A 20,903-nucleotide genomic window follows, 5' to 3' on the forward strand; every position below is an offset into this window, starting at 1 on the left:
AACACTATGTTTACAGAAAATAAAATTTTATTCCTACAGGCCAAAAGCCCTGTACATGCGGGATCAGGAAATGATTTAGGCTATATTGATTTACCCATTCAGCGAGAGAAGCATACGGGTTATCCCAAAGTGGAGGCTTCTTCTTTGAAGGGAGCTATGCGTGAGCGTCTAGAAAGTGTAGGTGAAAAAGTAGATAAGATAATGGGCTCTAAAAATAGTGGAGAGCATGCTGCAGCAATGGCATTATCTGATGTTCGACTATTATTTTTTCCTGTGAAATCACTAAAGGGAACCTTTGCATGGGTAACTTGCCCTGCTGTTTTAGAGGGCTTTAAAGATGCTTTTGAACTTTGTGGTGGAACTAGCACTAATATAGCTTTTCCTCGTTTTGAGGATGAACAAAAGGTTTACTGCGGGGACGATTGTGAGCTTTTTGTAAAAAATACTAATCTAGTTTTGGAAGATTATAGCTATACAGCAGAAAAACGAACAGAGGTTACTGCTTTTGCTAAAAAGCTAGGAACTATTTTGTCTATCGAAAATTTAGCTAAAAAGCTATTGATTGTACCAGATGATGAGTTCAAAGATATTGTAGAACTACATACAGAAGTAATTACTCGTAATAAAATATCTGAGAAAGGAACAGCTGAAAACCTCTTTAATGAAGAATTTTTGCCTGCAGAAAGTATTTTATACAATATGTGTTTTGCTCGAAAAGATTTTAAAGATAAAGAAAGTTCGGCAGTTGATATTATGAATAGGTTTGAGAAGTTCTTTTTAGGAGATGATGCTCCTCTGAAATATTTTCAGATTGGCGGAGATGCTAGTTTAGGTAAGGGAATTGTCAAAGCAACTATTTACTCAGCACAATAAATAAGAAGAACTATGTCAACAATGCGAAATACAGATCAGGAATTGGCTGCTTATGCCTTAAAATGTGTAAATGCATTAGGAAATAAGCAAGGAAAATATGCCAGCTATGTTAAGTCGTTTTCTATGATGATACATAATTCTGGTTTACGTGCAGCCATGGCTTTTGCTGCACATAAGTCTAAACAGTCTTCGACTACTAGTGGTCCTTCTGGAGATGCTGCTGCTTGGGGAGATTTGTTTAAAAGTATAACGAATTTTTGGAAGACTGAAAGCAAAATCCTAAACAACAAATTTACCCTTATACATTTTACTGGTTCCGTATGGAAAAAAAATGTGGTGGAGGCTTTAATCGAAATGGATAATGCTGAATATCGTCAAGCACAAAGAGAAGCCTTGAAATTACTGGCTTGGTTGAAGAATCTTTTACCTGAAGACGCTTAAAATAAATGACTTATGAGTATTTCATTCTTTAAAGACCGGCGTTTACCAATAGCCCAAAATGGGCTAGAACATAAGGTGACAGAATTAAATTTTTCCTTATTATATTATCATTATCCATATTGGGACTCAAATAATGGCTTCCAGTTTTTTTGGGGCGGTAAAGATGAACCAAAAAAACTTTTTGGGTATGCTATGAGGTCTAATACAGATCAGAATGCTTTTTTCCCTTCTGATAAGTTGAAAGATCTTGTAAAAGATCAAAAAGACGTAGTAGAGGGATTATTTCCTAGCTCTAGTACTTGTTTTGATTTAGAGGTAGATGGGAGCATGGCTATTGGTCTGGGAATATCTTCTGTTTATGAGACAGGAATTTGTCTGCACCATACTTATGCCGTACCTTATATTCCTGCAACAGCCATAAAAGCAGTTTTTAGACGCTATTTGGAAGATGAAGGATATGAATCTTTAGTGAGTAGTTGGTTGGGGTTTTCTGACGAAGAGACAAAAAATGCTGCTAAGGGAAAAATTACTTTTTTCGATGCTTTTCCTACTGCAGTTGAACTAGCTCCAGATATAATTAACAGCCATTATCCTAAATGGTATAGTGATGGTAAAACTCCACCAGCAGATTGGCAAAGCCCTGTTCCCGTATTTTTTATGAGTCTAAAAAATGCAAAATTTCAGTTTGCTTTTGCTTTAAAAGAGGCTTCTAAAGAAGATTTAGAAGAAATAAAAACTAAACTCACCCAAGCCCTCCAAAACCACGGCCTAGGCGCCAAAACCGCAGTAGGCTACGGCTTTTTTGAAGAATAAAAGGGCTTTTTCAAATAACCCCTTTCAAATACCACGGCAGAAAAATCACTCAGGTTTTTCTGCCGTTTTTTTTTACCCTAAAAAATGGACGCCTAGATAAAAACAAGGGCTAAAATTTTTTTCGTAAAAAGGCCCTGATGCAAACCAAAAAAGCCCACCCCATAATTTTTGGACAGGCAGCTTAAGTTTTTACCGAAAATTATAGTAGGTTTGCAAAAAAAAATATGAAGATATATAAGGATATCGTCCAAATTAGAGAAGCACTACTTGATGGCAGTTTTTTTAATCCAGAGAAGTTAGTCGCCGATAGTGTAGAAGATGTAATAGCAGCGGGAGCAATACTAGCCGCGCTCCCTGAGATTGGGGAAGGTGTAACAGAAGAGGGCTTGATCCTGCTACAAAAAGCTTTGCGTTTAGATCCAAATAATCCAAAGGTTTATATGAAGCTTGGAGAATATGAGAAGCGAGCCGACGCAAGAGTTTATTATTGGAATAGGCTAGCTAGCTCAAAATATGAAAGAGCAATTAAGACTCATTTAGCAGAGAGTGGTCAGGATGTCTGGGAGGATGAAGATGCACGTGCTTATTTAAAGACAAAGGCCGAATATGCAAAGGATTTACTAAAGGAAGACTATGCTGATGCTGCGATATTAGAATATCGAAAAATATTGGAACTTGACCCCAAAGATCATTTAAATCTAAAAGTTTTTTATGGAATCCTCCTGTTGGAATTTGAAGAGGAGGAGGCTTTTGAGGAGTTGTTGCAGATGTATAAAGGACAAGAGGTTGAAGCAGGATTCTTGTTTAATCATGCCCTCTATTTGTTTAAAAAAGAAAAAGGACGTAGCCCAAAAGCAAATAGTCTATTATTAAAAGCCGATGGGTTGAATCCATTGATTACTATATATCTAATGAATGCTAAATTATCGCTTAGTTGGGAAGATATGCAAGCTAACGGTATTCCTGCTCTGGATGAGGAAGCGCAGTCTTATGTCAGTACGGCAAGATATCTATGGAAGGAGACAAAAGGAACCCAAAGATGGCTGCATAATCTTCACCGCAGAATAGTCACAGGGAAGTAGTTTCCCCCCTTTCAAATAGCGGCTTTCAATTAGCGGTTGGGCTAAAAAACAATAGAACTTTTTTCTGCGGTGAAAAAACTAATGGATCCAAAACCATTAAGAAAAACAACAACCGATCAAGCACAACCGCCAAGAAAAATCCCCTCGCATGAGGGGATGACAATTTTTTTCTTAGCCTAGGGCCTTGGCCCTAGGGTTCCTATGAAATTTATGGGGCAGAAATAAAACAAGTCCAAAAATTTCTCTTGGGTAAAAAGCTAGCCTAATGGCGATGAATGGATTTTTTTCCACAATTTTTTCTTCGATCTTTCATGGGCCAATGGTTTTAACCCACTGCTCTAGAAATCCTAAAGAAAAATAATCTGCTCCAACCGCCGAAGAAAAAAAATGCCTTTGTTCAAAGCGGCGGAGGATTTTAATCCTCCCCGCACTATAGATGTAGAATAGATTTGTTGTATGGCTGTAGGTTTCAACCTACAGCTATGGCCGAAGGCCAAACGGCTGAGGGATAGAAAGCAGTGGCCGCAGGCCAGACCAAGCAAAAAACTTGTTTTTTTTGCGCAGGGCCGAGCAGACCTGCGAGCTGCGCCATAGCCCGACCCGAGCCAAAGGCGAGGGGCAGCCCCAAAAAAAACCGTCAGAAAATGAAAAAGTAGTATCTTCCCAAAAAAAGCGCTATGAAATGGACCTCTTTATTTTTTTTGCTTCTACTTTTGTCGGCCTGCCAGCCTTTGTCTACAGAAACAAGCTCGATAAAAAGCCCGGTTTGGGAGGAGCAAACGGCTGCCCAGCAATTATTGACGCCCATCAAAGGAGAGGAGAAAAAAAGTTACCTTTCTGTTTATCCCGCCGTTTTTTCACTGCATGAGGGCCGCCAACATCAATTGACCGTGACCTTGAGTTTGCGCAACCGCTCGCCCAAAGATAGTTTGTACATTTCTCAACTCGATTATTATAATGGAGAGGGCGAATTATTGCGAAATTATTTGGAGCAGCCCATTTTTTTGCGCCCTTTGCAAACTCTCTCTTTAGTTTTGAACGAAAAAGATAAGGAAGGCGGAACGGGCGCTAGTTTTATTATCAACTGGCTGCAAGCAGCTGGACCAACGCCCATTTTTGAAGCCATTATGATTTCTACTTCGGGCCAACAAGGACTGTCTTTTCGGACCCAAGCCGAGCAAATTGATTAAAATAGAAGCAAAAAATAAAAAGAGCGCAAAAACAATCCGTTTTTGCGCTCTTTGCTCTAGAACAAGAAAAAAATGGCTTAAACCAAATCGCTCAAGCAATCGAGCAGTTCTTTTTGCAAGCTCTGCGTTTTATCCTTGGCATACCAAAGCTGCATATCTTTGGCAAATTCTGCATAAGGCGGTTTTTCTTCCAAGGCTTTATAATCGCGGACTTTTTGCTGGGCTTCTGCTGGCCGAGGCCCCCAATGGCCCAAAACAGTTTGCGTATCAGCATCAATCAGCAGCACTTTGGGAATCCCAATGCCGCCATCCGTTTTATAATCTTCCATCAAATCCAAATGCTCATCGCGCCAAAGCGTTTTCATTTGCCAATTGGGCTGTGTTTCTACCAATGTATAGATGGGCGGCAAATTTTGAGCGGCATCTCCGCACCAAGCCTCCGTAAGGACCAAAAAGAGCAAGTTTTTCTGGCTGTTTTTTGCCAATTCAAGCAGTTCGGGCCAAAGTTTTGTCGTTTTTTCCAAACGCTTCATGCGCTGCACATTCATTTTTGTAAAATGCAGATACATTTCAGAATGATTTTCGCCCGAGGTTTTTTCTTGGGCCAAAGCGGCTTCAATCCAAGGCAAATAATCGGCAAAGTCTTTTGCGGCAGCTATTTTTTTCGCCAAATCGTAAGACATCAATAGTTGTTTTAAAGGTCCAATAATCCTTCTGGAAGCTGCATGATAATTTGCTTTTTGGCTTCCAAAATTTCTACAATCAGATCCTCATGAAGGGGGATGAGTACCTCTTTTTCTTCAATATTCAATACGGCCATTTCTTGCTGAGGCAGCTCAATTAAGTCGATAATTTCGCCCAAATCGCCCAGTTCCTCATCAAGGAGATGAAAACCGATCAAAAAGTCAAAAGCAAGGCCCGAAATTGGGGCAGCTCCTTCCAAAAGGTCTTTTTCTCTGAGGTAAAGCATTTTTCGGCTCCATTGTTCAGCCTGATTGCGGTCATCAATGCCTTCTAGCTTGATAATCCAAGTTTTTCCGCTCTCCAATTCTTCTAAAAAAAACGGAATTTTTTGGCCCTGATGCTCAATAAAAACGGCTGCAGCAGCCTCTAAACTAGGGACATATCCCTCTTCTAGCTGCGCTTTTAGCGCGCCTTTAATATGGTGTGGTTTGAGCGTTTTGCCCAATTCTACAAATCCTGCTGACATCTTTAATTTTAAGGATATTTAACAACTGAGGTCTTTTTTTGGGGCTTCCCCTGCGGCCTTCGGCCTTGGGTCGGGCTCTGTCGTGGCTCGCTGCTCGCTCGGCCCTTCGCAAAAAAACAAGTTTTTTGCTCGGTCTGGCCTTCGGCCACCACTATCCATCCCTAAGCCGTTTTGGCCCTTTGGGCCAATTGGGCCGAGCCCTTTTGTTTTATTCTTCTTCCGATAAAATTTGAGCGGCAGTTTTGCCAAATCGTCTTTGTCTAGACTGAAAATCGGCAATGGCGGCATAGAGTTCTTTTTCTCGGAAGTCGGGCCAAAAAACGGGCGTAAAATACAGTTCGGCATAAGCAATTTGCCAAAGCAAAAAGTTGCTGATTCGGCTTTCTCCACTGGTTCTGATGAGTAATTCTGGATCGGGTAGCCCCGTGGTACTTAGGGCGTTGGCCACTACTTTTTCATCAATATCTTCTAATTGGAGTTCGCCTTTTTTACTTTTGGCGGCAATGCGTTTTACGGCTTCTACAATTTCCCATTTGGCGCTATAACTGAGGGCCAAAATTAAGGTCATTTGTTCATTATGGGCCGTGGCATCAATGGCTTCTTGCAGTTCGTCGCGGGTAGCCTGGGGCAAGCTCTCCAAATCACCAATGGCCTGCAGCCGAATTTTATTTTTTTGCAAAGTAGGCAGCTCCCCCTTAATCGTTTGGACCAATAGGGTCATCAGGGCGGCCACCTCTTCTTTGGGGCGGTTCCAGTTTTCGGTAGAAAAAGCATAAAGCGTCAAATACTCAATACCCAATTCGGCCGCCGTTTCTGTGGTCGATCGAACGGCCTCTACGCCATTTTGATGGCCAAAAACACGGGCCTTGCCCTGTTTTTCGGCCCAACGGCCATTTCCATCCATAATAATAGCAATATGCTTGGGCAAACGGCTTTTGTCAATTTGGGCCAAGGCGCTGGCCGCTTCTGGCGATATTTTGTTGGTCATAACGGAAGTTTTTTGGCTTTTCTGCAACTTAACAACAGTTTAAACAATGATGCGGGCCTTTTTTGTTACTTTTGCCCCTTGCAAATATAGCCTGCGCAAAAATAGGAAAAACTTTCTTTTTCTACGTGACTTATACCATCAAGCTTCCACAATTCGAGGGGCCCTTTGACCTCTTGCTCTTTTTTATCGAGCGCGATGAGCTCGATATTTACGATATCCCGATCTCTTCAATTACCAAAGACTTTTTGGCCTATACGCAAGAGCTCGAGCGAATGAATATTGACCTAGCCAGCGAGTTTATCTTGCTGGCCGCTAGCCTGATGCGCATTAAGGCCAAAATGCTTTTGCCCCGCAAAGAATTAAATGAAGAAGGCGAGGAGATTGACCCCCGACAAGAATTGGTCGAACGCCTGCTCGCTTACAAAAGCTACAAAGAAGTTTTTGCCCTCCTCCGAGCGCAAGAACTCAAACGGCAAGAACAACAAGCTCGAGGAAATTTGCTTCTAGAGCTACAAACCGTAGCCCAGCAAGCCCTAGCCGATGCCGAGCTAGAACATCTTAACCTTTTTCGCTTACTCAAAACTTATAAGCAACTTTTAGAAAAATTAGAAGAACGAGAAAATCGCCCTGTGCATAAAATCGTTCATTATCCCTACAGCATTGAAGGGCAAAGACATTACCTCAAAAGGCAGTTGCAAAAACTAGAACGCGCCCGCTTTGAAGACCTCTTTTTACCCCTCGATGGACAAATGCAGGCCATTTTTACCTTCTTGGCCCTGCTAGAGCTCCTCCAACAAGAAAAAATCAAGATCTTAAGCCTCTCCGAACAATACAATGATTTCTGTATGCTTTGGGCCGAGGAGGATTAAGCTCATTTAATCATCGAACTCTCCCAAAGAGTTCATCTTAAAGTTTGCCAAGCATGTCTGTGCAACCTTCTTCTTCAGAAGAACAATCTACACCCAAAGATAAACAAGATGAAGCCCTAAAATCAATCAGCCCCGGCCGTATCGCTATTGCCGTGGCCGCTGGCCTAATCGTTATCGTTTATCTTTTTATCCAAGATTTTAGCCTAGAGGATTTTCAGAAAATTTCATGGAACCCCAAAACGCTCTACTGGATCGCCGGCGCCTTTTTCTTTGTGCTGCTTCGTCACTTTGCCTATATGTTTCGCCTCAGAACCATTACGCAGGGCTTTTTTAGCTGGCGAAAATGCTTCGAAATGATTTTTGTCTGGGAGTTTAGCTCTGCCGTTACCCCCACTTCTGTGGGCGGCTCTGCCGTGGCGCTAGTGGCCCTCTCTCAAGAAAAAATTTCTCCCGGTAGAACTACCATGATTATCTTTTATACTATTGTATTAGATACCTTTTTCTACCTCTCTTCTCTCTTACTGCTCTTCTCCATTTTTGGCTTTATTATCATCCTGCCCGGCACAACTAGCTTTTCCGAAATGATTAACCAATATTTTGGAGCCGGCTTTTTTGGGGCCTACCTCTTTATGACCATTTATGGGAGCCTCTTTTTTTATGGCGTCTTTATCAACGCCAAAGCCGTACACCGAGTGCTCATGGCCATCACTAGCCTGCCACTTTTGCGCCGCTTTAAAGAAGGAGCCAATAAAATGGGCCAAGATATGCAGCTGGCCTCTGCAGAGCTCCGCCGCCAAAAATGGCAGTTCCACCTCAAGTCTTTTGGCGCTACCGCCGGGGCCTGGGCCTCCCGCTTTATGGTCCTCAATTGCCTGATTATGGCCTTTATCGCCAATTCTACCGACCCCGCCGTGCAAGCACACTATAATAGTGTCCTGATCAACCAACAAGATTTTTCCCTCTTTGTCCAACAGGTCTTTATCGTGGGCCGACAAATTGCCATGTACGTGATTATGGCCATCGTTCCCACCCCAGGCGGCGCCGGAGCCGCAGAGTCTTCTTTCGAAAACTTCCACTCCGATTATCTGCCAGCAGGAGGAACCCTCTTGCTGGTCATGACCATTTTCTGGCGCTTCTTTACCTATTATCTCTACCTCTTTATCGGTATGATTGTGGTCCCTAACTGGATCCGAAAACTCATCAACCGAAATAAACAAGAGGCCGAAGCCGCTCAGCCTACAGAATAAGAACAGAAAAAAAGACCGCTCAAAAGCGGTCTTTTTTTGAAAATAAACCCCCCAAAAAATCTAACTTTCATGGAGATGCCTTAATTTTAGACCCTTATGATGGAATATATACATATTATACTCGACTTCTTTCAAGTCTTCTATATCGACCGATTTAGTTGGTGGGTGCTGCTCATCCCCCTAATTTCGTCGGTGGTGGGCTGGGGAACCAATAAATTGGCCCTCAAGATGACCTTTTATCCCCTAGAGTTTGTCGGCTGGAAAAGCAAAAGCGGCCAGCCCATCCTAGGCTGGCAGGGTATTATTCCATCCAAAGGCGTGAGTATGGCCGATACCTCCGTAGATATGATTACGGATAAACTCATTGATGTGGAAGAACAATTCGACCGCATCAACCCCAGAGTCATCGCCAAAGAAATGGAACCCCGCATGCTCGATCTCACCCAAGAGATTATCAATGAGGCTATGCGCGAAGAACTTCCACTCTGGAAATTGCTGCCCGAAAAACAAAAAGCAGCCGTTTTTGAACGAGCCGCCCGAGAAATTCCTAAGGTGACCGAGGAGATTATGCAGGAGGTAAAAGATAATATTACCGAAATCTTTAACCTCAAACAAATGACCATCAACCACCTGAGCAATAATAAGGAACTGATGAACCGCATGTTTCTAGATGTGGGCGATAAGGAGTTTAAGTTTATTGAATACTCAGGCCTCTATTTTGGCTTTTTGTTTGGCCTGGCCCAAATGTTAATCTGGATCCCCTTTGGCGCTTGGTGGCAACTCCCCCTAGGCGGCTTGGTGGTCGGTTACCTGACCAATGTCTTGGCCCTCAATATGATTTTTAAACCCGCCAAAGCCTATAAACTCTTCGGCTGGAAAATTCAGGGCCTCTTTATCCTACGCCAAAAAGAAGTGGCCAAGGAATACGCCAATATTGTGGCCAACGAAATTATTACTATGCCCAATATTTTTCGAGCCATGTTTGAAGGCGATGCCTCTGACCGCCTACTCCAAATTATCGAACAACATGTCAATGAGAGTTTTGACCATACCGCAGGCTTTTCTAGCGCACTCATCCGCATCACTTCGGGCAGCAATAGCTATGACCGAATCAAGGAAATTGCCTGCCGCCGCCTAGTAGCCGAGGTGCCCGAACATATCCACCTGATTTTTGATTATGCCCAACAGGCCCTAGATATCGAGCATACGCTCAGCGATAAGATGAGTAGCCTCCCCCCAGAGGACTTTGTCGATTTTCTGCGGCCCGTTTTCCAACAAGATGAATGGAAACTGCTTTTAGTGGGCAGTGTTTTAGGTATGGCTGCTGGCTTTCTACAAATTCTGACCGTTTAATTTTTTTTGGGGCTGCCCCTGCGCTTCGCTTGGGTCGGGCTCTGTCAGGGCTCGCAGCTCTGCTCGGCCCTGCAGGCTTTTTCGCTTCGCTCAAAAGCCTTTGGTCTGCGGCTGCGCCGCCCCCTTTTCCATCCCTCAGCCTGCGGCCCTCCGGGCCTGTAGAACGCAGAAATCCAACCCAGAAGGGCCTGTTTTCGTCTTAGCAAAGAAGGACGCCCAAGCGGGCGCAGCCCGCCCGGCCTAGCGATGTGCAGCAGTGGCCGTCAGGCCAGACCGAGCAAAAAACTTGTTTTTTTGCGCAGGGCCGAGCGAGCAGCGAGCTGCGACAACCAGCCCCTATAGGGGCGCCAGTTCGACGACCATAGGGAGTAAACGTAGCGCCGCAAGGCGAAGCCGCAGCGGAGGCCCCAAAACAGCAGCATACAATTAGAGAACAAAACCCCCAGAACGCCATGCCAAAAGATGAGTTTGCAAAATTGACCGATGAGGAGTTAGTGGCCCATTGCATTAAGCATAAACGGCGCTATCAAGAGGCCTTGTATCGTCGTTATGCCGATGATTTATATGCCGTGGCTTTGATTTATTGCAAATCAGACCAAGATGCGGCGGATGTACTGCAAGAGTCTTTTATTAAGATATTTAAGAACTTGGAACGCTTTAAGTTTCAGGCGGCCCTAAAGTCTTGGATGCGGCGCATTTTGGTCAATACCGCTCTAGACCATTATCGGAAACGCAAGCGGGAAAAGGCGCATTCAGAAAATTATCAGCAGCAGCAAGAGCTCAAAGTAGACGATATTTTGTCAAGAATCAATGCGGCAGAATTACTCGAACTATTGAACCAACTACCAAAAAAGGCAGGTATGGTGCTTAAGTTGTATGCCATAGAGGGCTATGCGCATAAAGAAATTGCGGAACAGATGCAGATTTCGGAGGGGACCTCTAAATCGCAGCTGAGTCGAGCCCGCAGCCTATTAAAAGAATTATTGGCCAAACTTCAGGGAGATGTTTAGAGAAGAAGAGAAGGACCTTTTGGGGCAGCGCTTGCAGGATTTACCCAAGGATTTGCAGACTTCAGCTCCGGCTGGGCTTTGGGATGATTTGGACCAAAAACTAGATGATTTGGCCCTAGATGAGCAACTAAAAGATAAATTATCTACGCAAAAAGCAAGCGCACCCACTGGGCTTTGGTCAGCCATCTCTACCGATTTAGCCTTGGACCAAGATGCCCTTTTGGATGAGAAAATACGGCAGGCTTATGCAGAAAAAAAGACGCCTAAAGCCCCCGCACAGCTTTGGTCGGCCATTGACCAGCAACTAGAACTAGAGGCTGTTTGGACCAAAATGCAGCAGCCTTTGGACCAGCTGGCGTTTCGCTATCGGCTGCGGCTATGGGGCCGCCGCCTGAGCTGGGCCGCCCTGCTTTTGCTATTCTGCAAAGCTTGTGGACCAGAAATTACGGAAGGCTTTTGGTCCGAAAATAAGACGCCTTTGGTGCAAAAAACTAGCTATGAACAGCCTAAAAAAGAGCAAGGAAAAGCCCTTGGGCCAACTTCTTCAGCTGAGCAAAAAGAACTTCCTGCTGCGCCAGAAAATAAAACAAAAAATGCAGCTAGAACAGAACAAAAGGCGAAACCTCTAGCCAAAAATGAACATCGCCAAACTGGACCAAAAAGAAAGGCTGGGGCTAGACAATTGCGGCCTAAGCCTGCCTTGCAAGTAGGAGAGGAGCAGCCTGAAAATAAGGCTAAGACTTTGGCTGCTGTAGAAAAAGAGGAGGCATTTATTTTGGGGCAAGCTGGCCCAAAGTTGCTAGCTCCTGAAATCGAGCAATTGGCTAAAGCTTCGGCTCCTTTGCTTGAAGAAAAGGATTTGGCCCAGCCATTATTGTTGCCCACTCTTTTGGCAGCGCCCATTGCATTGGAAGAAAGTGCAGGGGCGGAAACAGGACCAAAGGCCCCATTTCTAGCACTAAAACAGCCTTATCGCAAGCATTATTTGGGGCTGCGGAGCAGCTTAGAGCAACAACTCATCACCAATGATTTTCAGCAAAAGAAAGTAGAATATCAGCATTTGAGTTTGCTCTTGGCGGCAGAGCAACCCAAAAACCCCCGTAGTTGGAGTCAGCCTAGTTTTAACTGGGCCTTAGACTATCGCTATGCGTTTAGCCGAAACCGGCAGTTACAGTTTAACTTTTGGTGGAGCAAAAATATGGTAAAAACTTATGATTATAGCTATGGCGGACGAATTGGCGAGCAGCGGCTCAGCCTAAACTATATGACTGTGGAGCTGGGCCTAGAGCAGTCGCTTTATCGCCTCTGGCAGGACCGTTTGCAGGGGTTTGTAGTCCTTGGGGCCTATACTGGAAAGCTCATACAATTTAAAAGCAGCCGTAATTTACAGTCTTCTGGTTATTTTCTTTTAGACTATAATGATTGGGAGTACGGTTTGTCTTTTGCTTTGGGCCAGCGGCATAAGCTTAAAGGAAATTGGGAGTTGCAGTATGGCTTAGAAAGTAGATTTGCTTTGGGGCCACTATTAGAAGACTTTAAGCAAGATCAGCGTTCTTATGCACATGCTTGGGGCCTTTATTTTGGCCTTGGGAAAAAGTTTTAGTGCTCGAGGCAACCTTGGCCCTCTCTCTAGCGTCTAATTTTTGGATGTCCGATAGGATGGCCACCTAACAATCATGAAAATGGGGATTTGCTGCTACAAATCCAAGACTGCAAAAGAAAACGACTAGCTGGCGAAACTGCTTGCTAGTCGTTCTTTTTTGTTAATAGTTAGGGGGCAACTCTAAGCGCTTTTCAATTTTGCCTGCCTCACAGTAATAGAGCTCAAAAGCAAGTTTTGTTTTGGCTGGGCGGCGGTGAGTACTATAAATTACCGTACAATCTTGGCTGCTGGCATAGGCCTGCAAGAGCTTAAAGAACCCCTGGGCATCTATTTCGTTGAGCTCGGCAGTGGGTTCATCTAACAAGAGGACCTGCGGATGATTGAGCAGGGCGCGAACCAAGCGGTAGAGCAAACGCTGGAAAGGCAGCAATTGGCCCAGAGGACTAAAGCGTAGCGCATCCAATTGAAAAAAATGCAACAATTGGTCAATGCGATGTTGTCTTTGGCTCTTACTGCTCCAATCCGTAGCCAAAAGCAATAAATCGAGTTGTTCTTGCATTTTTTGCTGAGGGAGCAGGGGCTGTTGGAGCGACAAAAGGGCCACTCTTCTTCGGACCGCCGAGCGCTGCAAATCGTCTAAGCTGTTTAAATCGAAATCTAGAATACGACCCTGACCCTTAGTGGCGGGCAACTGCCCATGCAAAAAAGCCAAAAGTACAGATTTGGCGCTGCTTAGTGGCCCATATAAAATATTAAAGCTGCCCAAAGGAATTTGCCAATCTAGAGGCCCTAAGATTAACTGCTGGTTTTGTTCTAGTAAGAGGCCCCTTAACTCTATAGCATAGTCTTTTTTATTCCACATAAATTGAAAATCCTGTCTTTTTTGTATAATTTTGAATGCTATGCCCAGTAAAATAAAAATTTTATTTATTTGAGCGTTATTTTACTGGCTAGGCTTGGTTTTTGACGGGACAAGCGAGTACTCACTAGTTTTTCCTGTAACAGCCTATTGTTTTTTTAGCCCATAAGGATAGTTTTGCTTCCTGCATAAACTACCGTCTGGCATCCATCTCCAATATAACATTCTCTTGTTATTTAAAAAGGTATTTTAACCCTGATGAAGCGAATATTTTATAAACTAATGATCGTTTTTTGTCTTTTTGCTAGCTCGGCATTGCATGCCCAGGCCAGCAAAATTATTCATCAGAGTATGACTTTGGATGGGGCACAAACAATTAACATCAATGTAGTAGGGGCCAAGGTAGAGGTTAAGCCCTCGCAGGGGCATCGGCTGATGATTGAAACCAAAATTGAAATTGCGGTCCCTAGCCCAAGATTATTAGATTTTATTGTGAACCAGGGACGCTACAATTTGGTCAAAGAAATAGATTTAGCGACCAATGAACTAACGGTGTCCTCTAAAAAAACGAATAATGTATTGATGGTAAAGGGCAAAGAGTGTATGGAAACCCTTTCTTATATCTTTTATGTGCCCGAAGCCGTGAAATTTGCCAACAACAGCACCATTCAGGATCTTTCTGCGGAATAATTTTAAATAAGATTTGGGTATTTAAAATGGCTGTCTTACCTTTGTAGCCGCTTTTGAACTACGTAAAATACCTAAGTACTAATGCAGACTTCTAATTCTATGATTTTCAGACTACTATTTGTTGTTTTTTGCTTTATTTCTTTTGCTCAGCTTAAGGCCCAAAGTCAGAAAAAACTGTATCAGTCTTTTGCAGTAGAAACTGCCACTACGGTAGTACTTGAGTTAGGAGATTTTCCTGTAGAGGTTCGGGAAACAGAGGGCCCATCTATTTTTATTGAGGGCGAGCTTTCTGTTACAGAAATTGAGCAGCAGCTATTGAGCTTTTTGGTCCAAAAGGGCCGCTATAAGCTTAAGGCAAATTATAATGCATCTTGCCAAGAAATCAAGTTGGCTTGGGCCAAAGAATTGTCTACCCTAATGAAAGCCGGAGAAGTTTGCGAGGAGCAGATTAAGTTTGTGCTTTATTTGCCCAAAGGCCTAAAAATTAACGATAGCCAAACTATATCGGCTAGTCGCTAGATGAAAAGACTGCAATCTTCCAAGAAGGAGCGCTATTCTCTAAATGCAGGGCATAGCCTTTTTTTTGGTCCAAAATAAAAGCCCGCTAGAAAAGAATTCTAGCGGGCTTTTTCTGGCTTGGGGCTGAGAAAAAAGAGCCGAAGAAAAAAGATCTGCTGAAAAAAAACAGCTGAGCGGCCCAGCGCTGCGCAGCCGTGGCGCGAAGCGCCAGACCAAGGAGCAAAGCGACGCAGGGCCGAGCAGACCTGCGAGCGGCGTAGCATAGCGGCGGCCGACCTAGGCGAAGCCTAGCCGGCCGCGGGCCCCAAAAGAAAAAACTAAAACACTCTATTTTTCTTCTTTTCCAGATCAATCAGGCCAAACTGAAAGCCAAGGCCTAGCTGCGCTCTAAATTCCGTGAGGGAATAATCATCAGGGACTTTTCCGCCTCTTTGTTCGGCCACAATAGCCTGAGCGCCAGCCGATAAATGTAAATATTTGCTGATGTAGAAATTGACACCAGTCTGCAACTGAATGGCTGGCGAAACTTGAAAATCGCCATATTGGGCATAGATAAACCCGGGTTTTTCGTAGGTAGTTTGGCTAATGTGCAGGCCCGCTTGTAGGCCAACATAGGGGTCCCAGATGGGTTTATCGACAAAATGCCAGAAGCCGCCCAGATAAATGCCCGTATTTTGTTGGAGGATACTGGCTTGGCTGGGGCTAGACAAAAGCATAGAAAAATCGGCCCTTAGCGCCACTTTTTTCTCTGGAAAATAGGCCAGGCTGCCTTGCAAATAGTGGTTATAAATAATTTGGTTGGGCATAAAGCCAGAGGCAAAAGAAAAATTCAGTTTGAGGAGTCCCTCGGTAGATGCAAAGGGGGCATCTTTTTCATAATCCTCTAATTGATCGTATTGTGCAAAGGTAGTTTGCCCGAAAAAGAGCAGGGCCAGCGCAAAAAATATTCGGTTTACCATAGGTCTGCAATTTTATAGTTAAGGCTGAGGCTAAAGAGGAAACGTTGCTCTACTTTTTCGCTAGGCAAGCTCAGGAGCAAGAGGCGGCCATTATTGTTTTGCCAGCTTAGTTCCTCGCCAAACTCCAGCATATATTGGGTCGAAAAACTGAGGTCAAATTTGGGCGTTAGGTTAAGGTGGGTCCCCAAACCCAAGGCTATAGCGGGGTTCCAGCGATCTACCTGATTGCTAGGGTTGGCATTGGCCTCTAGGGCGCCATAATTCATACTGCCGCCCAGAGAGATAAAAGGGCGCCAGTTTTCCTCAAAATCTTCATTGCCTGGAAAGGGGTAAAAGAGGGCATTGGCTGAAATAAAAATATCTTTTCGGAAGGCCTGTTCGCCAAAATCGGCTTGCATATAATGCAGGGCCCATTCGGTATTGATGCGGTTATGCAGTTGCAGGCGAAAATTTGCACCTACGCCCATTGGCGCTTGATAATCCTCTTGATGCAGTAGGCTAGCGGTTTGTCCCGCCAGGCCCAAGCTCAATAAACCAGCTGCCGAATGATCAAAACTCGCCTTACTGTCTTGCTCATCGGGCCATTGGGCCCAGGCGGTTTGCCCCAAGGCGAGAAGCAGGGCCAAAGAAAGTATAAAAGATCGCATGTTTTGTTAGTTTGCCCTAAGTTAGGCCTATTTTGTCCTTTAGCAAAGAATTTTTAACAGTTCGCTAAGATGATTTTTTGGGGCTGCCCCTGCGGCCTTCGGCCTTGGGTCGGGCCATTTACTTCGTCGAACTGGCGCCCCTTTGGGGCTGGTTGTCGCAGCTCGCAGGTCTGCTCGGCCCTGCAGCGGCAAAGCCGCTTTGGTCTGCCGCCTTTGGCGGCCCTGCTACAGCCCCTCAGCCGATGAAAGTATCGCTGCGCGATAAGGGCGAAACAAAGTTGGGGAATTGGGCTAAAAGCTGTAATTTAGAAGCCAGAAACGTTTAAAATAGGCCCAAGATGTATAAGAAGAAATTTAGCAAAATATATCAGGAAGAAGAGGAAGAAGAGCAGCTCAGTTCGGTCAATGAGGAAAGTCAAAAAGGCCTAATGGAAGAAGATGAGCTAGTTTCTGTCAATCGGGCCATGGCGCAATTGGAGCGGCAGCTTTTGCCTAGCTCCAAGGAAGAGGAGGAAAATGAAGAAATGAGCGAAACGCCCGAGCAGCTTGTTGCCGAAGAGGAGGAAGAGTTCTGGCCAGAAGAAGAACAGCTTGAAGGGCAAGAGGAGGAACCCTTAGAAATAGAATTGGAGGAGGAAGAAGCGCTAGAAACAGAGGAGGATTTGGCCGAAGAATTAGCCGAAGCTGCCGAGGAGCAGGAAGAGGACCCCTTGCATTTAACGGAAAGTTTGGAAGAGGAGCAGGAAAGTCGAAAAACCACGGCCAAAGGCCGCTTGGCCCCGGTCCCTGAAGAGGGCCGAGACCCTACTATGGATGAAGACCCCTTGGAGGCGGAAGATTTGGGCTTGCCAGAAGATAGTATTTTGGTCGATCGGCGTTTGCGCAAGGAAGAACTACAGCTGCAAATGAATGCCCAAAGCAAAGACTTTTTGGGCTCTAATATGCATCGCACAAGAGATTTTGCGGCCATTTTTGCCAAGGGAAAAAGCTCAAAAGAAGACCCAAAACTCGATTTGGCCTATGAAATTGACCAAAATCTAGAGTACCGCAAAGAGTTAGTGGCCCAACAGCTATTGCGCAACTTCCATTCGGCAGATAGCAAAGAGTCTTATCATGCGGGCCTCATTTTTAAAGAATTGGGCCTGACCGACAAAGATGATGAAGACTTTGCCGATGATGTATCTGCTGACTCTGCTGCCCATGAAAATGAAGAATTTATTGAGCAAATTCGGAAGCGCTTGCCGAATTTGTAGTGCCCCCCTTTTTAGTGATAGGGACTTTAAGAAATTAAGTTGAAACTTAGAAATAGCAGCTATGTTGAGTAGGCCGCGGATTGTACTAACAACCTTTTTAGCTTGGGGGATTAGCAGTTTAATGTATGCCTTATGCTTTTGCCGAGAAAGCAATTTTGAGTTAGAATGGCAGGCCGTTTTGTACTACTTTTTGGTATTTGGAGTAGTGGCCGCCCTCTTTGCTTATATTCCAATAGTTGCTGTTTTATTATTATGGCAGCGCAAATTGACTGTCCTCTCAATAAATGGGATGATTTTATTGTTTTCAGTAGTTGCCGCAGCTGGAATTTCCTATTTTTTTATGGGAAAAGACCTTTTGGAGGCTATTGAGCTCTTAGTCTATTATTTATTGCCAGCACTATTTTTAGTGAATGTGGCTTTGGGATATCAGCATGCGGTTACTAAATGCTTACTATTATTGTTAATGCCGATATTGATAGTCGCTTGTAAAACAACTGAATGTATATATAGTGATCGTGGCGGATTTACCTTAATAAAGGTTGATTCCAACACGGTTTTTATCGAAAAAATGTACCCCATTGGAGGCTTGGTTATACTCCCCTTTTTTCTGGAAAAAGAAAAGGGAGATAGCTTGATTTTTAAATCAATTGATGAGCTAAGTAATATTACATACCTAAAGCGGGTTGATAGAGAAAAAAGCAGAGAAGTAAATTTTACTATTTTAGACTTAGAGTTAAAAGACACTTTTTTGGTTAATCATTTGTTTATCAATGATAAGCTGTATCAGACGAATAGAGAGGGAGTCTTTAATATTTTAATCGATTCATTACCAGCAAGTACTCAAGACTCTTTTGTAGTTAAATTTAATCTTCTTGGAGAGTTCAAGATTGATTTAGATTTTGATTCAAGATTTAATTATGTTATCTATGCACACCGTAATGTGTGTGTGAGTGAATGGGCGGATGAAGTTTCTTTTTTTAAGAATAAGTTTTATATAGATGGATGTCAAGTGAAAGGCAGATCCTGCAGGTCTAAAAATAAGATATTGCAGAACTAAAATTAACCTTCTTCTAAGCTGCTCCATGATGAGTTTTCTAGCTTACACTCCCTTTGTGCGTTGAGCATGGACTAAAGTTTTGCTTTTGGCAGTTTGCTCAGAAAGCGGATAGTTGCAATAAATTTTTTAGCTTACGGCATTACCCTATTGAAATACAAAGAAACCCCATGAGTCCAGCAGCAAAGAAAAAAAAGATCCTCAAATTTATTCGCTGCTTCTTATACAGCCTGCTATTTTCCTGCTTGGCAGTGGCGCTTTTTGTTGCCTATGTAGTATTGGCTATTATTTCTAATGTGGATCAAAGAAATGTAAAAGTCGAGGGGATTGTTATGGATGAAAACACAAATCAGCGCTTGGCTAATACGACTTTAGTCATTCATAGTGAGAGATTTATGTCAGATAAAGGCACTCAAAATTATGATTCTTGTCAAGGCTTTGATACATTGTATTTACAAACAGATCATCGTGGGTATTATTCTGTGAGTATAGATTATAGTTGTGCTGTTACCATAAGGGTAGGAGGAGAGAACTATAGAAGAAAAATATATTATCCTACTCTGAGGAGAAGAATTATTCAAAATGTTTATTTAGAAAATAAATAGTTTGCTTTTTATGTGAAATAATAGCCAAAAAAAAGCTATCTAAATGTCTAGAATTGCTATAAAAGGAGTTGTATCAGATACAGTAAGACGCAATTTAGGGTTGTTACTACAGGCTAACGAAATAGCTTTGTTCCTAAGTTATTCAGAAGAAGATGTTCTAGTAGGTCATGAGTTTAAGTATATGATTATTGGAGAAAAATCGATTGAGGTATCATTAACTCTTAGGTTTGTCACTCAACAATTTGGGAAAGAGTTTGATTTGATCCCTCAAGGATGGAAAACAATAGCTGTTTTAAAAACAGATAACCAACTGCCTAAGCAGTTGGTAGAAATGAAAACTATAAACTCTTGGGATGAGGAGTCTTCTGTAAGTAGCTATTTACTTTAGGGGACGCTTTAGGATTAAGGTGTTTTGCAGTCAGTTAGTTGCCCGCTTTGGCTTTATTGTGATTAAAAATCTATTTTGGCAGTTTTAGAAAGGAAATAGGCCTCCCGCCTTCGGCGGGCGGTTACTCCCGTTGGTCGTTGAAGACGCCCCAACGGGCTTGTCCTTTTTCATGCCTAATTTGCAATTAGCTGTTTTTTATGGATTTGGGTTTGTTTGGGAAGGGAAGACAGAGGAATTATATAACTAATAAATTTTTAAAAACTATGGAAAATGTAACTGTAGAAGACTTACGAGATATAGAATTTCACGATGCTACTTTTTCAAATTTTACGATTGATTTTAGGAATAAATGGATCGAAGTTGAAGTAGAGTCTAGCTGTGATAGAGCAAAATTAATCATTCAGTTTTCTAAAGTTAAAAATATTAGTGTAGATGATGAAATTGAGGAATGGGATGACTGTCAGATTAGTTATGTTGATTTCAAACCTATTCCTTCGACTGAAAGGATAGAAGTGACCTTTACTCTTATTATGCTGCCTGGTTGTGCCTGTCCTGAATTAAAATTTTCATTTTCAGACTTAAAAGTTCGGTTTACTCATGGAGTAAAGACATTAGATGAGCTAAATCAAATTTGGAGTGAAGATTAGTCGTTTTTCGCTATAGTTTTTTGTAGCAAGCACTAACTAGTAGAAAAATAGCTTATTGGGATAACTTTTTGGGGCCTCCGCTGCGGCTTCGCCTTGCGGCGCTACGTTTCGGGGCTCGCTGCTCGCTCGGCCCTGCGCAGGCTGCGCCCGCTGGGTCTGGCCTTGGGCCACCCCTGCACATCGCTAGGCCGTTTGGCCTTCGGCCATGGCGGCTTTGCCGCCTGCTGTTCATCGCCTAGGGACAAGCCCCTAGGCTAATAAATGGAGTCAGCCCTAAAGGGCCTCAAATTATGATTTACGGCCTTGCTCAATTGTTTTCGCAAGGAAGGGGCTGATCCAAAGGCCCTCGCAGAGGGCGGTCTGAAAACGATAGCCTAGGGCCTTGGCCCTAGGGTTATTATGAAATTTATGGGGGAGACAAAAACAAAATCAAACTACCGAAGAAAAAATCACCCTTGTTTAAGTTCAAAGCGGTAGAGGATTTTAATCCTCTCCGCACTATAGATGCAGGGTCCGCCTTCAGTATGCGCTCCAAAAGCAATACTGATGGCCTTCTTGCAGGCTATACTCCTTATACTCGCCTTCTTTTGCTGATTGATGGTA

Annotated in this window: 23 protein-coding genes; 17 read left to right on the forward strand and 6 right to left on the reverse strand. The window is 43.4% G+C overall.

Features of this window, described 5'->3' with window-relative positions:
* Window positions 1–6: 6 nt before the first annotated feature.
* From cmr4 to SAPGRDRAFT_RS16840, 5 genes are all read left to right on the forward strand, one after another.
* Entirely contained in the window at window positions 7–873 is an 867-nt protein-coding gene (gene cmr4 / locus SAPGRDRAFT_RS16820; protein WP_002660500.1) for a type III-B CRISPR module RAMP protein Cmr4, read from the forward strand.
* A 12-nt stretch (window positions 874–885) separates the two neighbouring features.
* Window positions 886–1,314, forward strand: coding sequence for a type III-B CRISPR module-associated protein Cmr5 (gene cmr5, locus SAPGRDRAFT_RS16825; RefSeq protein WP_002660502.1), 429 nt, complete (start codon window positions 886–888; stop codon window positions 1,312–1,314).
* A gap of 12 nt (window positions 1,315–1,326) precedes the next feature.
* The gene (gene cmr6 / locus SAPGRDRAFT_RS19945) at window positions 1,327–2,127 is read left to right on the forward strand and encodes a type III-B CRISPR module RAMP protein Cmr6 (protein ID WP_002660503.1); all 801 of its coding nucleotides are present in this window, start codon (window positions 1,327–1,329) and stop codon (window positions 2,125–2,127) included.
* Window positions 2,128–2,351: 224 nt separating this feature from the next.
* A complete protein-coding gene (locus SAPGRDRAFT_RS16835; RefSeq protein ID WP_002660504.1) occupies window positions 2,352–3,209 on the forward strand; it encodes a hypothetical protein in 858 nt (285 codons plus the stop codon).
* 677 nt (window positions 3,210–3,886) lie between these two features.
* Entirely contained in the window at window positions 3,887–4,399 is a 513-nt protein-coding gene (locus SAPGRDRAFT_RS16840; RefSeq protein ID WP_002660505.1) for a DUF3124 domain-containing protein, read from the forward strand.
* A 77-nt stretch (window positions 4,400–4,476) separates the two neighbouring features.
* On the opposite strand, the gene SAPGRDRAFT_RS16845 is transcribed toward SAPGRDRAFT_RS16840, so the two are convergent.
* The 3 genes from SAPGRDRAFT_RS16845 to SAPGRDRAFT_RS16860 all read right to left on the reverse strand — a co-directional run bounded on the left by SAPGRDRAFT_RS16845 (window position 4,477) and on the right by SAPGRDRAFT_RS16860 (window position 6,597).
* Window positions 4,477–5,082 carry a thioredoxin family protein gene (locus tag SAPGRDRAFT_RS16845; RefSeq protein WP_002660506.1) on the reverse strand — a complete coding sequence of 202 codons (606 nt, stop codon included), beginning with the start codon at window positions 5,080–5,082 and terminating at the stop codon, window positions 4,477–4,479.
* An 11-nt stretch (window positions 5,083–5,093) separates the two neighbouring features.
* On the reverse strand, window positions 5,094–5,609 hold the full coding sequence (gene rimM, locus SAPGRDRAFT_RS16850) for a ribosome maturation factor RimM (protein WP_002660507.1): 516 nt from the start codon (window positions 5,607–5,609) through the stop codon (window positions 5,094–5,096).
* A 208-nt stretch (window positions 5,610–5,817) separates the two neighbouring features.
* On the reverse strand, window positions 5,818–6,597 hold the full coding sequence (locus SAPGRDRAFT_RS16860; protein ID WP_002660508.1) for an isoprenyl transferase: 780 nt from the start codon (window positions 6,595–6,597) through the stop codon (window positions 5,818–5,820).
* A 62-nt stretch (window positions 6,598–6,659) separates the two neighbouring features.
* Between SAPGRDRAFT_RS16860 and SAPGRDRAFT_RS16865 the strand changes: the two genes are divergently transcribed.
* From SAPGRDRAFT_RS16865 to SAPGRDRAFT_RS16885, 5 genes are all read left to right on the forward strand, one after another.
* Complete coding sequence (locus SAPGRDRAFT_RS16865; RefSeq protein ID WP_002660509.1) at window positions 6,660–7,466, forward strand: segregation and condensation protein A; 807 nt, start codon at window positions 6,660–6,662, stop codon at window positions 7,464–7,466.
* A gap of 53 nt (window positions 7,467–7,519) precedes the next feature.
* Window positions 7,520–8,713, forward strand: a complete 1,194-nt coding sequence (locus SAPGRDRAFT_RS16870; protein ID WP_002660510.1) for a lysylphosphatidylglycerol synthase transmembrane domain-containing protein — start codon at window positions 7,520–7,522, stop codon at window positions 8,711–8,713.
* Window positions 8,714–8,809: 96 nt separating this feature from the next.
* The gene (locus tag SAPGRDRAFT_RS16875) at window positions 8,810–10,066 is read left to right on the forward strand and encodes a DUF445 domain-containing protein (protein ID WP_002660511.1); all 1,257 of its coding nucleotides are present in this window, start codon (window positions 8,810–8,812) and stop codon (window positions 10,064–10,066) included.
* Window positions 10,067–10,518: 452 nt separating this feature from the next.
* A complete protein-coding gene (locus SAPGRDRAFT_RS16880; protein WP_002660512.1) occupies window positions 10,519–11,076 on the forward strand; it encodes an RNA polymerase sigma factor in 558 nt (185 codons plus the stop codon).
* Window positions 11,069–12,679 (forward strand): hypothetical protein, encoded by a 1,611-nt coding sequence (locus SAPGRDRAFT_RS16885; RefSeq protein ID WP_002660513.1) that lies wholly within the window; start codon window positions 11,069–11,071, stop codon window positions 12,677–12,679. Before SAPGRDRAFT_RS16880 ends, SAPGRDRAFT_RS16885 begins: the two co-directional genes overlap by 8 nt.
* Window positions 12,680–12,839: 160 nt before the next feature.
* Here SAPGRDRAFT_RS16885 and SAPGRDRAFT_RS16890 read toward each other — a convergent pair whose 3' ends face one another.
* Window positions 12,840–13,541 carry an ATP-binding cassette domain-containing protein gene (locus tag SAPGRDRAFT_RS16890; protein WP_002660515.1) on the reverse strand — a complete coding sequence of 234 codons (702 nt, stop codon included), beginning with the start codon at window positions 13,539–13,541 and terminating at the stop codon, window positions 12,840–12,842.
* Window positions 13,542–13,796: 255 nt separating this feature from the next.
* On the opposite strand from SAPGRDRAFT_RS16890, the gene SAPGRDRAFT_RS16895 reads away from it, so the two are divergent.
* Both SAPGRDRAFT_RS16895 and SAPGRDRAFT_RS16900 read left to right on the forward strand, forming a co-directional pair.
* Window positions 13,797–14,228 carry a hypothetical protein gene (locus tag SAPGRDRAFT_RS16895; protein ID WP_002660517.1) on the forward strand — a complete coding sequence of 144 codons (432 nt, stop codon included), beginning with the start codon at window positions 13,797–13,799 and terminating at the stop codon, window positions 14,226–14,228.
* A gap of 81 nt (window positions 14,229–14,309) precedes the next feature.
* Window positions 14,310–14,747, forward strand: a complete 438-nt coding sequence (locus SAPGRDRAFT_RS16900; protein WP_002660519.1) for a hypothetical protein — start codon at window positions 14,310–14,312, stop codon at window positions 14,745–14,747.
* 317 nt (window positions 14,748–15,064) lie between these two features.
* On the opposite strand, the gene SAPGRDRAFT_RS16905 is transcribed toward SAPGRDRAFT_RS16900, so the two are convergent.
* A complete protein-coding gene (locus SAPGRDRAFT_RS16905; protein WP_002660521.1) occupies window positions 15,065–15,706 on the reverse strand; it encodes a hypothetical protein in 642 nt (213 codons plus the stop codon).
* Window positions 15,700–16,353, reverse strand: a complete 654-nt coding sequence (locus SAPGRDRAFT_RS16910) for a hypothetical protein (RefSeq protein ID WP_002660523.1) — start codon at window positions 16,351–16,353, stop codon at window positions 15,700–15,702. Before SAPGRDRAFT_RS16910 ends, SAPGRDRAFT_RS16905 begins: the two co-directional genes overlap by 7 nt.
* 338 nt (window positions 16,354–16,691) lie before the next feature.
* Here SAPGRDRAFT_RS16910 and SAPGRDRAFT_RS16920 point away from each other — a divergent pair, with 338 nt between their 5' ends.
* From SAPGRDRAFT_RS16920 to SAPGRDRAFT_RS16940, 5 genes are all read left to right on the forward strand, one after another.
* A complete protein-coding gene (locus SAPGRDRAFT_RS16920) occupies window positions 16,692–17,606 on the forward strand; it encodes a hypothetical protein (protein WP_002660525.1) in 915 nt (304 codons plus the stop codon).
* A gap of 178 nt (window positions 17,607–17,784) precedes the next feature.
* Window positions 17,785–18,663: a hypothetical protein gene (locus SAPGRDRAFT_RS16925; protein WP_253271358.1), complete on the forward strand. Its 879-nt coding sequence runs from the start codon at window positions 17,785–17,787 to the stop codon at window positions 18,661–18,663.
* A gap of 167 nt (window positions 18,664–18,830) precedes the next feature.
* On the forward strand, window positions 18,831–19,265 hold the full coding sequence (locus SAPGRDRAFT_RS16930) for a hypothetical protein (RefSeq protein ID WP_002660528.1): 435 nt from the start codon (window positions 18,831–18,833) through the stop codon (window positions 19,263–19,265).
* 43 nt (window positions 19,266–19,308) lie between these two features.
* On the forward strand, window positions 19,309–19,653 hold the full coding sequence (locus tag SAPGRDRAFT_RS16935) for a hypothetical protein (protein WP_002660529.1): 345 nt from the start codon (window positions 19,309–19,311) through the stop codon (window positions 19,651–19,653).
* A gap of 263 nt (window positions 19,654–19,916) precedes the next feature.
* Entirely contained in the window at window positions 19,917–20,300 is a 384-nt protein-coding gene (locus SAPGRDRAFT_RS16940) for a hypothetical protein (protein WP_002660531.1), read from the forward strand.
* Window positions 20,301–20,903: the final 603 nt, after the last annotated feature.

The sequence above is a fragment of the Saprospira grandis DSM 2844 genome, from assembly GCF_000275825.1.
GTDB classification, from domain to species: Bacteria; Bacteroidota; Bacteroidia; order Chitinophagales; family Saprospiraceae; genus Saprospira; species Saprospira grandis_A.

Coding starts and splice junctions, on each gene's coding strand:
- cmr4 (WP_002660500.1), top strand. CDS start 7: ATGTTTACAGAAAATAAAATTTTATTCCTACAGGCCAAAAGCCCTGTA.
- cmr5 (WP_002660502.1), top strand. CDS start 886: ATGTCAACAATGCGAAATACAGATCAGGAATTGGCTGCTTATGCCTTA.
- cmr6 (WP_002660503.1), top strand. CDS start 1,327: ATGAGTATTTCATTCTTTAAAGACCGGCGTTTACCAATAGCCCAAAAT.
- SAPGRDRAFT_RS16835 (WP_002660504.1), top strand. CDS start 2,352: ATGAAGATATATAAGGATATCGTCCAAATTAGAGAAGCACTACTTGAT.
- SAPGRDRAFT_RS16840 (WP_002660505.1), top strand. CDS start 3,887: ATGAAATGGACCTCTTTATTTTTTTTGCTTCTACTTTTGTCGGCCTGC.
- SAPGRDRAFT_RS16845 (WP_002660506.1), bottom strand. CDS start 5,082: ATGTCTTACGATTTGGCGAAAAAAATAGCTGCCGCAAAAGACTTTGCC.
- rimM (WP_002660507.1), bottom strand. CDS start 5,609: ATGTCAGCAGGATTTGTAGAATTGGGCAAAACGCTCAAACCACACCAT.
- SAPGRDRAFT_RS16860 (WP_002660508.1), bottom strand. CDS start 6,597: ATGACCAACAAAATATCGCCAGAAGCGGCCAGCGCCTTGGCCCAAATT.
- SAPGRDRAFT_RS16870 (WP_002660510.1), top strand. CDS start 7,520: ATGTCTGTGCAACCTTCTTCTTCAGAAGAACAATCTACACCCAAAGAT.
- SAPGRDRAFT_RS16875 (WP_002660511.1), top strand. CDS start 8,810: ATGATGGAATATATACATATTATACTCGACTTCTTTCAAGTCTTCTAT.
- SAPGRDRAFT_RS16880 (WP_002660512.1), top strand. CDS start 10,519: ATGCCAAAAGATGAGTTTGCAAAATTGACCGATGAGGAGTTAGTGGCC.
- SAPGRDRAFT_RS16885 (WP_002660513.1), top strand. CDS start 11,069: ATGTTTAGAGAAGAAGAGAAGGACCTTTTGGGGCAGCGCTTGCAGGAT.
- SAPGRDRAFT_RS16890 (WP_002660515.1), bottom strand. CDS start 13,541: ATGTGGAATAAAAAAGACTATGCTATAGAGTTAAGGGGCCTCTTACTA.
- SAPGRDRAFT_RS16895 (WP_002660517.1), top strand. CDS start 13,797: ATGAAGCGAATATTTTATAAACTAATGATCGTTTTTTGTCTTTTTGCT.
- SAPGRDRAFT_RS16900 (WP_002660519.1), top strand. CDS start 14,310: ATGCAGACTTCTAATTCTATGATTTTCAGACTACTATTTGTTGTTTTT.
- SAPGRDRAFT_RS16905 (WP_002660521.1), bottom strand. CDS start 15,706: ATGGTAAACCGAATATTTTTTGCGCTGGCCCTGCTCTTTTTCGGGCAA.
- SAPGRDRAFT_RS16910 (WP_002660523.1), bottom strand. CDS start 16,353: ATGCGATCTTTTATACTTTCTTTGGCCCTGCTTCTCGCCTTGGGGCAA.
- SAPGRDRAFT_RS16920 (WP_002660525.1), top strand. CDS start 16,692: ATGTATAAGAAGAAATTTAGCAAAATATATCAGGAAGAAGAGGAAGAA.
- SAPGRDRAFT_RS16930 (WP_002660528.1), top strand. CDS start 18,831: ATGAGTCCAGCAGCAAAGAAAAAAAAGATCCTCAAATTTATTCGCTGC.
- SAPGRDRAFT_RS16935 (WP_002660529.1), top strand. CDS start 19,309: ATGTCTAGAATTGCTATAAAAGGAGTTGTATCAGATACAGTAAGACGC.
- SAPGRDRAFT_RS16940 (WP_002660531.1), top strand. CDS start 19,917: ATGGAAAATGTAACTGTAGAAGACTTACGAGATATAGAATTTCACGAT.